This is a genomic window from Agrobacterium leguminum, from assembly GCF_015704895.1.
GTDB classification, from domain to species: domain Bacteria; phylum Pseudomonadota; class Alphaproteobacteria; order Rhizobiales; family Rhizobiaceae; genus Agrobacterium; species Agrobacterium leguminum.
Map to the genome: position 1 here is coordinate 79,564 of NZ_JADQWB010000015.1, position 13,903 is coordinate 93,466.

Consider the following 13,903-nt stretch of genomic DNA (forward strand, 5'->3'; position numbering starts at 1 on the left):
TTCAGGCGGTCTGTTCGACGGTTTTGTTGTCGTGAATGGCAGGGAAGGTGGCAGCGATGGCGCAGACGATCACGGCGCAGCCGACGATCACCGCAAAGGCGATTCCGTAATTCTGTCCCGTGGCGGAAAGCACGGCGCCGATGAGCATGGGCGAGGCGAACGAGCCAAGCTGCGCCAGCGAATTGATGAGGCCGGTGGCCGTGCCGATCGAATTCTGCGGAAAGTGTTTCATGATGCTGACGAAGACGCTGATCGAGATGGCGTTGAGAAACACGTTCGAAACCGACAGATAGGCAAAGGCCAGCGGAATGGATTGCGCGTTCGCCATCAGATAGATGAAGATCGCCGACACGGCAGAGCCGATGCAGATGAGGTATTTTTCCTTCTGGTGGAAAAAGCGGTCCAGCAGCCAGCCGCAGATGAGGAAGGAGACAAAACCAAGTGCTGGCGGGATCATGGAATACGCGCCCATTTCCACCATGCTCATGCCCTTGACCTTCACCCAGTAGGAGGGCAGCCAGGATTGCAGGCCCCAGAAGACGATGTTGGTGAAGAAATAGACCGAGGCGATCTTCCAGGTCAGCGTATTTTTCAGCAATCCGGCGATGCGCTGCTTTTCCGAAACCCTGGGGCCGGCGTCTCGTGCCGCCAGCGTCTGCGAGCGCGGCTTCATAACGGTGTAGAGCGCAATCGACAGAATGACGCCGACCGAACCCAGAACGAAGAACATGATGCGCCAGCTATAGAACGAAATCAGCGTGGTGATGACGATGGCGCCGAGCGCGAAGCCGACGGAGGCGCCCGATTGCAGCACCGATTTGGCGCGGGCCATCTGGGTTTTCTCGAAATTCTCGGTGATCGCGACCGATCCCCCGGCCGGGAAAATCGCTTCCCCCGAACCCGTGATCGCCCGCGCGGCGGCCAGTCCAACCGCACTGGTGACGACGCCGGAGGCGACCGTGCCGAACGACCAGACGGCCACCGCCGAACTCAATACCCGGCGCGAACCGAAGCGATCGACAAGATAGCCGCCAACCAGTTGTGTCATCGAATAGGCGAGGAAAAAGGCGCTGATGATCATGCCCTGATGATCGGTGCCAAGGCCGAATTCCTCGCTGATCGGAATGATCGCATAGTTGATTGCGGTCTTGTCCAGAAAGCCGACGACCCAGCAGACGAACAGCATTCCAATGATAATATGGCGGCGTTTTATCGCAGAAAGCATTTTAGCGGTTCCCATTATTTTTGATTTTTAAGTTTGTGTCACCGTCACGAAAAATTCATATGTTGAAAGCGCCATAAAAATCTGAAATTTAATGTGCATTAGCACAGGAGTCTTTGCGCTTGAAAATCGATCTCCATGCGCATCCCATCCTGCGTGAAATGGTGCAATCGCAGGCCGTTCAGCTCAGAACCATCGATGCCGACGGCCCGGAATTGTCGGACGGAATCTCCCATATCGTTGAAATAAAAGAAGGAAATCGGCATCTTTCGGTCGATCATTCCTATTATACCGCCAAGCGGACGGAGTTTGAGATCCACGACGGTGACGGCGAGAAGGTCGTGGGCCGAATTCTTCAGGCTGTACACGAAGCGGTCATCGGCCTTCAGGCGAGAACCTTCGAAATGCTGGCTTCGGTGAATTCGGCGGTCATCAATTCGCTGGATGAAAAGGAGATCGTGCATAACGTCCTTCGCGAAGTGATGAACGTGCTGCCCCATTGCGATGCCGGGGTCTTTCGCCTGTTCGACGAGGAGAGCGGTTTTCTCATTCCGGTCTCGCATGAGGGATTGCCCGACGACTATACCCATTATCGCGTCCAACCGAACGAGTCCGTTTCGGGCGAAGTTTTCGCCACCGGTCGGCCGGCCATTCACAATGGCCGGCAGAACATCATCGCCGCCCACCGCGTCATGCGTCCCGAAAGCCAGTCTTTCATGGAGCGGTCGGAGATTGCGAATGCCCTGCTCTGTGTCCCCGTCATGGCGGAGGGCAAACGTCTGGGCACATTGACGACGCTGTGTTTTTCCAGCGACGGCGCCTTTTCGGTCTTCGACAGGACTGTTCTGGAATCGCTGGCGACACAGATCGCGGTCGCCTATCAGCGCTCGCTCGCCTATCAGAACGCCGTCGCCACCTCGCGCCGGCTGGAGCAGATGCGCAGCGACCTTGCCCGCAAGAATGCCGAACTGGACCGTGCCGTCGCATTGCATGAGGCGCTGTTGCGCATCTTCGCGGCGGGCAGCGGCATGACGGAGCAGCTTCATGCCGTTGCCGGGCTTTTTCGTGTCGATTTCCGCTTCGAGAATGTACTTGGTCTCGACTATCGCTCCGCCGGCTGGACGGAAGACGGTGAAACGCTGCGGCAGACGGTGGAAGTCGCGGAGGCCCCGGTCGGCCAGTTTCATTTCAGGGCCTCGGGCGATGCCGGTTTCCATCAGGTGCTTTTCGGCACATTGGCGACATTCGTGGCGCTGGATTTCGTGCACGACATGTCGCGGATGGATGTGCTGAATGCCCGCAGGAAAGCGCATTTCGAGGCACTGGCCGCCGGCGTCGATCCCGATGGCCGTCGCAGCCATCAGGGCTTTCGGCTTGATCGTTACCATCAGGTGTTTGTGGCGCGGGGGCCGAGGCGCGATGTTTCGGCCAATCCGCAGCTATCCCTCTACAAGTCCCAATCCGATTTGCAGCAGGCAATGACGGCGTCGAATTCCCTCATTTTTCACGAGGACGAGCAGATCGTCATGCTGGTTTCCGCCTCCACCGCCGCAGCACTTGAGCGAAACCTGCGGGCGGTTGCCGAGATTGCCGGCAAAGAGGCCATCTGCATCGGCGCGAGCGAGATCTACGATGCGAACGAAGGCCATCTTGCCGCGCGCGATCTGGCTGCGCAGGCAAGCGAGGCTTTGCTGCGACGCGGCCAATCGGGGCTTTTGCGCCACCGCGACATGGGGGTGGAGCTATTGCTGGAGGGCAGGGCGCGGCAGGATATTCTTGAATTCACGCGGCAGATTCTCGCACCGCTGCTGCGCGATCCCAAACATCGCACCCTGCATGAAACGCTTTCGCGTTACATTCAGGAGGGGAAGTCCGTCGCCCGCACGGCGCAGGCGCTGAATATTCATTCCAACACGCTTTATCAGCGGCTGCAACGCGTGGAGACGCTGACCGGCCGCAGGCTTGCCGATGCGGCCGATTTTACGCTGCTCAGCCTCGCCTGCCAGCTTCACGCCGATTATTCGGGTGAAACCGCAGCCGTCAGATGACGTGGGCATTGTGCAGGGCGGTCAGCACCTCGTTCTTGAGGTTTGCGAGCTGCGGAGACCGCCGGTCGCGCGGGCGCGGTGCGTCCACCTCTATCCGCTGCTGGATACGGCCGTCATGGGCGCCCATCATGTAAATCCGGTCGCCGAGATAGAGCGCTTCGTCGATATCGTGGGTGACCAGCAGGAAGGAGATGCCGCGCTGTTCGACGAGCTTCAGCACCAGGTCCTGCAATTTCATCCGTGTGAAAGCATCCACCGCGCTGAAGGGTTCATCGAGCAGCAGAATGCGCGGCTCGGTATAGAGCGCCCTTGCGATCGCCACACGTTGCGCCATGCCGCCCGAAAGAGCCTTCGGCAGCGCCCCGCCATGGCCACTCAAACCGACATCGTCGATCAGCCTTTCCACGCGCCCGACATCATATTTCCTGCCGGCCGCATAACCGATGTTTTCGGCAACCGTCAGCCAGGGCATCAGGCGGGGTTCCTGAAAGACGAATGCGATGGGCGGTGAGTTCGATGCCTGCTCCTCGTCCTGCTGAACCCTGACCGTGCCTGAAAAACGCCGGTCGAGGCCGGCGGCGATGCGCAGCAACGTGCTCTTGCCGCAGCCGCTGGGGCCGAGAAGAACCGCCGCCTCGCCATCGCCTAGCGTGAGCTGGATATCCTGAAGGACCACCGTATCGCCGAAAGCCTTTTCGCGCACATCGACATCGAGCAAACTCATCGCAGGCGTCCTCCCTGCTGAAGCGGATAGGTGTCGCGCCAGCGCAGGCAGCGGTCTTCGACGATCTTGAAGAGGCTGTCGGAAATCTTGCCCAGCACCGCAAGGCAGATGATGGCGATCATGACGAGATCGGGCCGCGAAAGCTCCCGCCCGTCGGAGAGCATGTAGCCGATACCTTCCGAGGCGGCCAGAAGTTCGGCCGCGACGACGCTCAGCCAGGCGAGCGACAGCCCATAACGCAGGCCGGTGAAGAGATGTGGCAGGGAGGCGGGAATGAAAATTCGCCACACCAGCACGGGCAGCGGCTGGCGATACATCTCGCCCACCTCCACCAGCTTGCGATCGACATTTCGGATGCCGGAAAAGAGGTTGAGATAGACTGGGAAAAACGCGCTTTTGGCGATCAGCACGATTTTTGAGGTTTCGCCGATGCCGAACCAGATCATCAGCAGCGGCACCCATGCAAGGCTCGGGACTGCCCGCAGCGCCTGAAACGTCGACTCGAGATAACGTTCGGCGGCAATCACCAGACCGACGAGCGAACCGACGACGATGGCGAGCAGGGAACCGATGACGAAGCCGACGAAGACGCGGGCGGTACTAGCCGCAACATTCGTCCACAGGGGACCTTCCGCAAGCCGCAGGAACGTGTCGTAAAGTTCGGAAGGCGGCGGCAGCACATAGGGGCTGACCCAGCCGAGGCGAACGAAAAGCTCAAGCAGCAACAGCGATCCGACGGGCACGATTGCGCCGCGCAGGTCGAAACGGCCAAGGAAATTCCCCACCCTTTGCACAGGCGGCAATCGGGAAGGGAATTGTCCCGCAGTCTGTTTCACGCGCTGGAATTCGCGCGGATGGGAATTCATGCGCCAAGCGCCTTTTTCGCCGGTGCCGGATCGCTCAGCGAGGACAGGACATTGTCGACATTGACGCCGGGGCGCAGGACGTCGTCACCCAGAAGCGGCGTGACGATGCGGATCGAGTTCAGCAATTCCTCGCCCGGAACGGGATTGTTCCAGTCGCGCTTCTCGATTGTCAGCCGGGTGATCTTGGGATCGTTGCCGGTGACCTGCGTGACGAAATCGATGAATTCGCTTTTGTTTTCACGAATCCATTTCTGCGTCTGCACCCAGACGCCGAGGAGTCTGTCGACCGCTTTCGGGTATTTGGCCAGAAACTCCTCGGAGACGCTGAAGACGCTGCCGTCGCGCCAGCTGCGCTCGTCGAAAATCGCCCGGTCGCCGGCAAGCTCGGCCTGGGACGTGTGCGGATCGATGCCGACCCAGGCATCCACCTGACCCTGCTGAAGCGCGTTGAACCCTTCCGGATGTTGCAGGTTCACGACCTTGAGGTCGTCGATGGACAGCTTGTTCTGGTCAAGCGCGCGGACGAGGGTGAAATAGGGCGCGGTGCCTTTGGTGACCGCAATGGTCTTGCCCTTGAGATCGGCGACGGTTTTGATGGGTGAATCCGGGCGCACCTGAATGATTGACGAACCGCCCCAGCTCGCCACATAGATCACCTTCAGCGGCACGCCGTTGGCGCGGGCGAGAAAGGCGGAAAGTGCGGCCGAGCCGGCAAAATCCGTCGAGCCGACCTTCAGGAATTCGAGCGAATTGTTGCTGCCGCGGGATTGTACCCAGGTGATCTTCGTGCCGACATCCTTGAAAGCCTCCTCGAGCCAGCCCTTGTTCTTTATCAGCAGCGTATGGGAGGAGTAAAATCCCCAGTCCAGCTTCAGCTCGGCAGGAAATTCCGGGGAACTCTGGGCCAGTGCCTTGCCCGTGGCAAGCGGCGCGGCAAGAGCGCCGGCAATGCCGAGTTTGAGGATCTGGCGGCGGGAATGTTCAGCCTTCATATTAATTCACCTAATTTATGTATTTTGTGTATTTAAAGGGTATGGGCGGGTGTTTTTGAGGTCAATCCGCCCTTCTGGAACCTCATGCCAAACTTTGCGACCGGCGTGGAAAATCTCCCTACCGGGAGCGCAATCGGCGCGACGGCGCTTTATTCAGCTGAAAAAACGATTGGCCGGTCGTTGCAGGCCGAGATGGTCGCGCAATGTCGGCCCCTCATAGTCCTTGCGGAACAGCCCGCGCTTTTGCAGTTCCGGCACCACCTGCGTCGTGAAGTCATCGAGGCCGGCAGGCAGGAAAGGGAAGGTGACGTTGAAACCATCCGAACCCTCCTCGTGGAGCCATTGCTCCATCTCGTCAGCGATGGTCTTTGGCGTGCCGACGAAGGCAAGACCCGCATAACCGCCCAGCCGCTGGGCAAGCTGGCGCACCGTCAGGCCCTCGCTTCGGGCAAGCTCGATCACCCTTTCACGGCTGGATTTGCTAGCGTTCGTTTCCGGAATATCAGGCAGGGGGCCATCCGGATCGAAGCCGGAAACATCGTGGCCGAGCGCAATCGAAAGCGAGGCGATTGCGCTGTCATAATGGACGAGACTGTCGAGCCGGGCGCGTTTGGCCTTGGCCTCTTCGACGCTGTCGCCGACGAGAACGAAAGCGCCCGGCAGGATGACAATTCCGTCGCGTGAACGGCCCGCCGCGACAGTCCTGTCCTTGACGTCCTTATAAAAAGCCTTGCCCGCCGCAAGCGTGGGTGTTGCGGCAAAAACCACCTCTGCCGTCTCGGCGGCAAGCTGGCGGCCCGGCTCGGAAGCTCCGGCCTGCACGATGACGGGCCAACCCTGCACGGGGCGCGCGATGTTGAGCGGTCCGCGCACGGAAAACTCCGGTCCCTTGTGGTCCAGCACATGCATCTTGTCGGGATCGAAGAACAGCCCGCTATCGACATCCCGGATAAAGGCGTCATCCGAAAAAGAGTCCCAGAGACCGGTGACGACATCGTAAAATTCCCGCGCGCGGCCATAGCGCTCGGCATGATCCGGCTGTTCCTCGCGGCCGAAGTTCCGGGCGGCGTCTGGATTTGACGTGGTGACGATGTTCCAGCCGGCGCGACCGTTGCTGAGGTGATCGAGCGAGGCGAAACGCCGGGCGACGTGATAGGGCTCGTCGAATGTGGTGGAGGCGGTGGCGACCAGCCCGATGCGGGAGGTGACGGCGGCGAGGGCCGAAAGCAGGGTGAAGGGCTCGAAGGAGGTGACGGTGTGGCTGCGGCGCAGCGCCTCGGTGGGCATGTTCAGCACCGCCAGATGATCTGCCATGAAGAATGCATCGAACTTCGCGGCCTCGAGCTGCTGTGCAAAGCGCGCCAGATGGGCGAAATTGAAATTCGCATCCGGGAAGGCGCCCGGATAACGCCATGCACCCGTGTGGAGACTGACGGGCCGCATGAAGGCGCCGAGATGCAGTTTGCGATCATTTGCCATTGGGCTTCACTTTCATCGATGTTTTGGCTTGCGCGGCGCGTTGCGGAAGGCTTCAGCCGAGGCAGGCCCTTGCTCGTCGCGACGATATCCCCGCCGGGGGATTGGCGCGGCAAAGACTATTCCGATTATGATTTCCGAACCGAAAGATTTTTGCTGAAATTCTGCATTTGGCGATGATCCCGTCACCCGCGCCGGTCTCGTTTCCATCCCGTCGAGCGCAAGAATCGGTGGGCCGAGCTTCACTCCCTGCCGCTCGCGCGAAAATTTGCCGAAAACTGCAAATGATTAGAAGATTTTTGCTTTCCGGATTTCCGCTTCTGTGTTTCTTATAATGCTTAAATAGAATTTTTAACGCTCATTAATTCAGAAATAACATGATGGAAGATCGCAAAACCGACGCATTGTCTGTGAATGCAGGCGGCTTGCCGGCGCTGGAGGCGAGGCTTGCGCAGGAACTCGCCCTGCTTGAGCGACCGGCAAAGCCGTGGGTGCCGCGCACCTCTCGCAACGGTTCCGAGGTGCTGGATGTCGCCGTCATCGGCGCCGGGCTCTGCGGGTTGACCGCGCTTGCCGCTCTTTCATTTGCCGGGATCGACAATATCCGCGCTTTCGACAGGGCGCCCAGCGGGCGGGAAGGCCCGTGGGTGACCAGTGCGCGCATGGAGACATTGCGCACCCGCAAGGAGCTGGCCGGGCCGGCGCTCGGCGTACCCTCCCTGACATTCCACGCATGGTTCGAGGCGCAGTTCGGCGCGCGCGCCTATGAGGAGATGGTGCTCATACCGCGTGAAGCCTGGATGGCTTATATGGTCTGGTACCGCAATGTGCTGGCGCTGCCGGTGAGCAACGAAACCGAACTTGCCGGTCTCGTTCTGCGCGAGGATGGCCTGCTCGCTCTCGATTTTCTGGGGCCGGAAGGTCCAGCAAAAGTTCTGGCGCGCCGGGTGATCCTGGCGACGGGGCTCGATGGCCTCGGTGCGCCGCGGCTGCCGGATGTGGCGAAAACGGTTCCCGCCCGCTTCGTGCGCCATAGCGGCGATATATTCGACGTGGGCGTTTGGCGCGGCAAACGTGTCGCGGTGGTCGGCGCCGGTGCTTCGGCGATGGACAATGCAGCCGCAGCACTGGAGGCGGGGGCGGCCCGCGTCGATCTTTTCATTCGCAGGACCGATATCCCCCGGGTTGAAAAATTCGGCGGTATCGCCAGCCTCGGCATGACCCACGGTTATATCGGTCTGCCCGATGCCGACCGCTGGGCCTTTATGGTCGAGGCGGAGCGCACACAGATTCCGCCGCCGCGCCACAGCGTCCTCCGGGTCTCGCGCCATGACAATGCGTTCTTCCATCTGGGCAGTCCCGTTCTCAGCCTGACGGACGTGGGCGATGCGGTGGAAATCGAGACCCCGAAGGGGCGCTATTCGGCCGATCTCATCATTTTCGCCACCGGCTTCGATGTCGATTTCGCCCGGCGGCCGGAATTTACCGCCTTGAGCGGCCGCGTCCTGCTCTGGCGTGACGCCTATCAGCCGCCGGCCGATGAGGAGAATGACGCGCTGGCGTCCTATCCTTATCTCGGGCCGGCTTTCGAGTTTCTGCCGAAACCGGGTCTGCCGGCCGCCGAGGCGGAGGCGATTTCCCGTATCCATTGCTTCGCTTATCCGGCTGTTCCCTCCCACGGGAAAATCACCAGCGGCATTCCGGCCGTCAGCCCGGGCGCTGAGCGTCTGGCGCAGGGCATCGCCAGGTCTTTCTTCGTCGAAGACCGCGCCCGTCATTTCGAGACTTTCATGAACCACGACGCCGCTGAAATCACCGGCGAGGAATGGCGCGATGCGGACGCGCAGGACAGGATCAAGGAGCATGCCAATGGCTGAAGCCGCGCTGAAACTGGAGATATTTTACGGCATTTCTTCGCCATGGGCCTATTTCGGTGCGCCACGAGCCGTGGAAGTCGCCCGCACACATGGCGCCGCAATCGTGCTGCGCCCCATCCGCATCATCGAGGCCAATGGCGGCATTCCGCTGCGTAGCCGTCCGGATGCCCGGCAGAGCTATCATGCTGTGGAGCTGGACCGGTGGCGGCGTTATCTCGACATGCCGCTCAACCTGACGCCGAAATTTTACCCCTGCGCCACCATCGAACGGGCCGCACAGCTCGTCATCGCCGCGCAGAAGGCCGGGCTCGATGCGATCAGCCTGTCCTTCGCCATCCAGCGCGCCCTGTGGAGCGAAGAGCGCGACATTGCCGATCTCGACACACTGCGCACCATCGCGCAGGCTGTCCTCGGCTCGGAAGGTGCAGCCCTCGTGCGCGATCCGCAGCCGGAAGACATCGTGGCGGAATGGCAGGGAAATCTGGCAGAGGCCGAACGTCTCGGGATTTTCGGAACGCCGACCTATGTGGTGAACGGCGAACTCTTCTGGGGGCAGGACCGTCTGGAATTCGTCAGCCGCGCCCTTGGGGCGCTCAAGCAGCAGCTTTCGCAATCCGCAGTGAGGACATCCGCATGACCGATGCCGCAAAACTCCATAATGACGCCATCGTCATCGACGGTCTGCAAACCTGCCAGTGGAGCAGGTCGATATTCGAAGACATGCGCGCCGGCGGCCTCACCGCCGTCAATGTCTCCAGTGTGATCTGGGAAAATTTCCGCGAAGGCATCGGTTATGTCAGCGAATGGAAGCGTTTCCTGCGGGAAAACGACGACCTTATCCGCCCGGTGCGCACGGTCGCCGATATTCATGCGGCCAAGGCCGAGAACAGGACCGGCATCATCATCGGCTGGCAGAACACCTCGCCGCTCGAGGACAAGCTCGATTACGTCGAAATCTTCAAGGATCTCGGCGTCGGCATCATGCAGCTGACCTACAATACCCAGAACTATTCCGGCGCCGGATATCTGGAGGAAAACGACAGCGGCCTGACCGGCTTCGGCCGCGAGGTGCTGGCGGAAATGAACCGCGTCGGCGTGCTCTGCGACCTGAGCCATGTCGGCGACAGAACGACGGCGGATGTCATCGCCCGCTCGAAAGCGCCGGTCTGCATCTCGCACGTGCTGCCGCGGGCGCTGCGCGATGTGAAGCGCAACAAGCCGGATGAACTCTTCAAGGCCTGCGCGGAGAAGGGTGGCATCATCGGCATCAGCCTTTTTGCGCCGGGACTTGCTGCCGGAAACGACGCCACGGTGGAGGATTATCTCGACGCCATGGCCTATGTCATCGATCTCGTCGGCGAAGACCATGTCGGCATCGGCACGGATTTTTCGCAGGAGCGGCCGCGTCCCGGCCCTTGGCAGCTCTGGGCGAACCGCGACAAGGGCACGGCCCGCACGCTGACGGAATTCGCGACGGTCAAGATTTCCAAGCCGAAGGGCATCGAGCGCATCGGCGAGGTGCCCAACATCACCGCCCGCATGCTGGCGCGCGGCTGGAGCGAAACGCTCGTTCTCAAACTTCTCGGCCAGAATTGGCTGCGTGTGCTGGATGCCGCCTGGCGGCCCGCAAACTGACAATATCGAAAACAAACGGAGGCAACTGAAATGAAAAATGCTCATCAGCGCCGCAAGGCCGCTCTCGTCGTCGGCATCGTTGCCGCCGGAATCGCATCGCTCTCGGGCACCGTCTTCGCACAGGATGCGACGAAGGGCACCGTCAACATCGTCGGCTTCTCCGGCGTTTTTGCGGATAACTACCAGAAATTCATCATCGACGCCTTCAAGGCCAAACATCCCGGCATCGAGGTGAATTATCAGCAGAGCAAAAATTCGGCCGAAACGCTGGCGCTGCTCACCCTTCAGCGCGCCGAGCCGAAGGTCGATGTCGCCCTGATCGACGTTTCGGTGGCGATCAAGGCGAACAAGGAAGAGCTGTTCACCAGGCTCGATGCCGCAAAGGTGCCGAACCTTGCCGAACAGCCGGAATGGGCGCGCATCGATGGCGACCGCGCCGTCGCCTTCTCGCAGGACAATCTCGCCATCCTCTACAATACCGACGCGGTGAAGGAGCCGCCGACAAGCTGGGCCGATCTCGCCGATCCGAAATACAAGGGAAAGATCGCCGCCAAGCTTTCCGATACGCGCGGCGTCATTCTCCTGCCGATCCTCACCAAGCTGAAGGGCGGCGACTACAAGACCTCCATCGATCCGGCCATCGATTTCCTGAAGGAGGTCGCGCCGAGCGTCTCGACCTTCGAACCTGCGCCGGATTGTTATGCGGTGGTGCAGAGCGGCGAAGTCGATCTCTCCATCTGCTGGAATGGCCGCGCGCAATATCTGCACGACACGCAGGGCGGCAAGATCGGGATCGCCCTGCCTAAGGAAGGCTCCATCGGCCAGACGAACACCATCGGTCTGGTCGAAGGCTCCGCCAATAGGCAAGCCGCCGAACTCTTCGTCAATTATGCGCTGAGCGCCGAGGCGCAGGCGACCTTCGCCGAAAAGAGCTTCTACGGTCCGGTCAACAGCAAGGTTGCGCTGAGCGAACCCGTCGCCGCCCGCATCTATGGCAGCAAGGAGGCCCAGGCCGCGCAGTCTTCTCTCGACTGGAACTTCGTGGCGGACAAATATTCGGCGTGGATACAGCGGATCAACCGCGAGGTCATCGCGGCGAATTGAGACAGGAAGCAGAGGACGCCATGGCCGATCATCATGTCGAGATCGACAATCTCGTGAAGACCTATCCGGGCGCCCTCAAGCCCTCCGTGGATCACGTCAGCCTTTCCCTGCCGCGCGGGGAAATGCTGGCGCTGCTGGGGCCTTCCGGCTGCGGCAAGACGACGATCCTGCGCATGATCGCCGGCCTCATTCCGGTAACCTCGGGCGAAATCCGGCTGGACGGTCGCGATATTTCCGCAACCCCGGTCCACCGGCGCAATATGGGCATGGTCTTTCAGGCCTATGCCCTGTTTCCGCATATGAATGTTTCCGAAAACATCGCCTTCGGGCTGGAAATGCGCGGCATCGCAAAATCCGAGCGCAAGGAGCGGGTGGCGAAGGCGCTCGATCTGGTCAAGCTTTCCGGCTTCGGCGAAAGGCGCGTCTCCCAGCTTTCCGGCGGCCAGCAGCAGCGGGCGGCGATTGCCCGCTCTCTCGTCATCGAACCCGCTCTGCTGCTGTTCGATGAGCCGCTTTCCAATCTCGATGCCAAGCTGCGCGACGAGATGCGCGATGAAATCCGCGATATCCAGAACCGCACCGGCGTCACCAGTATTTTCGTCACCCACGATCAGGATGAGGCCCTGTCCATGGCCGACCGGCTCGCGGTCATGTCCGAAGGCCGGCTGGAGCAGATCGGCACGCCGCGGGAGATTTTCGACCGGCCGAAAACCGATTTCGTCGCTTCCTTCATCGGCGCCGGCTCGTTCCTTACGGGCACCGTGGTTGCGCCGGGGCGGGCTGAGATTCCCGGTCTCGGTTTCCTGCATTTCTCGGGCGCTGTCCCGGTCGGCCAGAAAGCGCGGTTTCTGGTCCGTCCGCATCGCTTTCTGCTTGGCGATGGCGTCAATGCTTTCTCCGGCATTGTCGAGCACGTCACCTATCGCGGGCAGATGTTGACGCTCGGCGTGCGCGCCGGCGATCATCGCCTGCAGGCCGATCTGCCCACCCATGCCGCCGCTCTGCCGGCAAAGGGCGAGCGCGTGACGCTGTCGGTTGCGCCGGAGGATGTGACGCTGATCGGGGAGGCGGCCTGATGGCGGCGGCAAGCCATACTTCCGGTGGCGGCACGTCGCATCGCGGCGTTTTGCTTCTCCTGCTTCTGCCGGGCCTCGTCGCACTGCTGACGACGTTTCTCCTACCGCTCATCTGGCTGGTGCGCGCCTCCTTCGCCTCCTCGTCCATGGCCGCCCTTCGCGGCGGCGACTGGACGCTCGAATCCTACAGAACCGTGCTGTTCGACCCGTTTTACTGGAAGATCGCCTGGAACACGCTTTATCTCGGCGTGAACGTCGCCATTTTCGCGGTCGTTCTTTCCTATCCCATCGCGCTTTTTCTGGCCCGCACCCAAAGCCGCTGGCGCGGCGTGCTGACAGCGCTTGCCGTCGCGCCGCTTCTCACCTCCTCGGTGGTGCGTACCTATGGCTGGATGGTCATTCTGGGGGATCGGGGCGTCATCAACACCGCGCTGCAATCCTCCGGGCTGACGGATGGTGTCATACGGCTCACCAATAATTATTTCGGCGCGACCGTCGCGCTGATCGAAATCCTGATGCCCTATGCGATCCTGGCGATGCTGAGCGGTTTCGGCCGGCTGAACACGCAGCTGGAGGAAGCCGCCTCCATGCTCGGCGCGAACCGCCTGCGCGTGTTCACCCGCATCGTGCTGCCGCTTTCGCTGCCCGGCGTTCTCACCGCGGCACTTCTCGTTTTCGTGCTGGCGATTTCCTCCTTCGTCACGCCGCGCCTGATGGGCGGCGGCCGCGTCTTCGTCATCGGCACGGAGGTTTATAACGAAGCGACGGTGACGCTGAACTGGCCGCTGGCGGCTGCACTTTCGGTGCTGCTGCTCGTGCTGTTCGGCAGCGTGATCGTAATTTATCAGCGCGCCATGCGCGCGCTTGAGACGTGAGGCCGGCC

At 61.1% G+C, this 13,903-nt stretch carries 12 protein-coding genes; 7 read left to right on the forward strand and 5 right to left on the reverse strand.

Going from position 1 to position 13,903, the window contains the following annotated elements; all coding sequences use genetic code 11:
• Position 1: 1 nt before the first annotated feature.
• On the reverse strand, positions 2-1,225 hold the full coding sequence (locus tag I3J13_RS19495) for an MFS transporter (protein WP_196379869.1): 1,224 nt from the start codon (positions 1,223-1,225) through the stop codon (positions 2-4).
• Positions 1,226-1,344: 119 nt separating this feature from the next.
• On the opposite strand from I3J13_RS19495, the gene I3J13_RS19500 reads away from it, so the two are divergent.
• On the forward strand, positions 1,345-3,270 hold the full coding sequence (locus tag I3J13_RS19500; RefSeq protein WP_196379870.1) for a helix-turn-helix domain-containing protein: 1,926 nt from the start codon (positions 1,345-1,347) through the stop codon (positions 3,268-3,270).
• On the opposite strand, the gene I3J13_RS19505 is transcribed toward I3J13_RS19500, so the two are convergent.
• The 4 genes from I3J13_RS19505 to I3J13_RS19520 form a co-directional block, all read right to left on the reverse strand.
• Positions 3,263-3,994 carry an ABC transporter ATP-binding protein gene (locus I3J13_RS19505; protein ID WP_196379871.1) on the reverse strand — a complete coding sequence of 244 codons (732 nt, stop codon included), beginning with the start codon at positions 3,992-3,994 and terminating at the stop codon, positions 3,263-3,265. The genes I3J13_RS19500 and I3J13_RS19505 overlap by 8 nt on opposite strands.
• Positions 3,991-4,860 carry an ABC transporter permease gene (locus I3J13_RS19510; RefSeq protein ID WP_196379872.1) on the reverse strand — a complete coding sequence of 290 codons (870 nt, stop codon included), beginning with the start codon at positions 4,858-4,860 and terminating at the stop codon, positions 3,991-3,993. Before I3J13_RS19510 ends, I3J13_RS19505 begins: the two co-directional genes overlap by 4 nt.
• Positions 4,857-5,852, reverse strand: coding sequence for an aliphatic sulfonate ABC transporter substrate-binding protein (locus I3J13_RS19515; RefSeq protein WP_196379873.1), 996 nt, complete (start codon positions 5,850-5,852; stop codon positions 4,857-4,859). The genes I3J13_RS19510 and I3J13_RS19515 overlap by 4 nt, the downstream gene beginning before the upstream one ends.
• A 153-nt stretch (positions 5,853-6,005) precedes the next feature.
• Positions 6,006-7,331: an LLM class flavin-dependent oxidoreductase gene (locus tag I3J13_RS19520; RefSeq protein ID WP_196379874.1), complete on the reverse strand. Its 1,326-nt coding sequence runs from the start codon at positions 7,329-7,331 to the stop codon at positions 6,006-6,008.
• 374 nt (positions 7,332-7,705) lie between these two features.
• On the opposite strand from I3J13_RS19520, the gene I3J13_RS19525 reads away from it, so the two are divergent.
• Genes I3J13_RS19525 through I3J13_RS19550 form a run of 6 tightly spaced genes read left to right on the forward strand, consistent with a single transcriptional unit; the run spans position 7,706 to position 13,895 of the window.
• On the forward strand, positions 7,706-9,205 hold the full coding sequence (locus I3J13_RS19525) for a SidA/IucD/PvdA family monooxygenase (protein ID WP_196379875.1): 1,500 nt from the start codon (positions 7,706-7,708) through the stop codon (positions 9,203-9,205).
• Positions 9,198-9,842, forward strand: a complete 645-nt coding sequence (locus I3J13_RS19530; protein ID WP_196379876.1) for a 2-hydroxychromene-2-carboxylate isomerase — start codon at positions 9,198-9,200, stop codon at positions 9,840-9,842. Before I3J13_RS19525 ends, I3J13_RS19530 begins: the two co-directional genes overlap by 8 nt.
• Positions 9,839-10,840 (forward strand): dipeptidase, encoded by a 1,002-nt coding sequence (locus tag I3J13_RS19535; RefSeq protein WP_059757183.1) that lies wholly within the window; start codon positions 9,839-9,841, stop codon positions 10,838-10,840. The genes I3J13_RS19530 and I3J13_RS19535 overlap by 4 nt, the downstream gene beginning before the upstream one ends.
• A gap of 30 nt (positions 10,841-10,870) precedes the next feature.
• Positions 10,871-11,944: an ABC transporter substrate-binding protein gene (locus tag I3J13_RS19540; protein WP_196379877.1), complete on the forward strand. Its 1,074-nt coding sequence runs from the start codon at positions 10,871-10,873 to the stop codon at positions 11,942-11,944.
• Positions 11,945-11,964: 20 nt separating this feature from the next.
• The gene (locus I3J13_RS19545) at positions 11,965-13,020 is read left to right on the forward strand and encodes an ABC transporter ATP-binding protein (RefSeq protein ID WP_196379878.1); all 1,056 of its coding nucleotides are present in this window, start codon (positions 11,965-11,967) and stop codon (positions 13,018-13,020) included.
• A complete protein-coding gene (locus I3J13_RS19550; protein ID WP_196379879.1) occupies positions 13,020-13,895 on the forward strand; it encodes an ABC transporter permease in 876 nt (291 codons plus the stop codon). Before I3J13_RS19545 ends, I3J13_RS19550 begins: the two co-directional genes overlap by 1 nt.
• Positions 13,896-13,903: the final 8 nt, after the last annotated feature.

Excerpts from the sequence above, each read along its gene's own strand:
- I3J13_RS19495 (WP_196379869.1), bottom strand. The coding sequence starts at position 1,225 with ATGCTTTCTGCGATAAAACGCCGCCATATTATCATTGGAATGCTGTTC.
- I3J13_RS19505 (WP_196379871.1), bottom strand. The coding sequence starts at position 3,994 with ATGAGTTTGCTCGATGTCGATGTGCGCGAAAAGGCTTTCGGCGATACG.
- I3J13_RS19510 (WP_196379872.1), bottom strand. The coding sequence starts at position 4,860 with ATGAATTCCCATCCGCGCGAATTCCAGCGCGTGAAACAGACTGCGGGA.
- I3J13_RS19515 (WP_196379873.1), bottom strand. The coding sequence starts at position 5,852 with ATGAAGGCTGAACATTCCCGCCGCCAGATCCTCAAACTCGGCATTGCC.
- I3J13_RS19520 (WP_196379874.1), bottom strand. The coding sequence starts at position 7,331 with ATGGCAAATGATCGCAAACTGCATCTCGGCGCCTTCATGCGGCCCGTC.
- I3J13_RS19525 (WP_196379875.1), top strand. The coding sequence starts at position 7,706 with ATGATGGAAGATCGCAAAACCGACGCATTGTCTGTGAATGCAGGCGGC.
- I3J13_RS19530 (WP_196379876.1), top strand. The coding sequence starts at position 9,198 with ATGGCTGAAGCCGCGCTGAAACTGGAGATATTTTACGGCATTTCTTCG.
- I3J13_RS19535 (WP_059757183.1), top strand. The coding sequence starts at position 9,839 with ATGACCGATGCCGCAAAACTCCATAATGACGCCATCGTCATCGACGGT.
- I3J13_RS19540 (WP_196379877.1), top strand. The coding sequence starts at position 10,871 with ATGAAAAATGCTCATCAGCGCCGCAAGGCCGCTCTCGTCGTCGGCATC.
- I3J13_RS19545 (WP_196379878.1), top strand. The coding sequence starts at position 11,965 with ATGGCCGATCATCATGTCGAGATCGACAATCTCGTGAAGACCTATCCG.
- I3J13_RS19550 (WP_196379879.1), top strand. The coding sequence starts at position 13,020 with ATGGCGGCGGCAAGCCATACTTCCGGTGGCGGCACGTCGCATCGCGGC.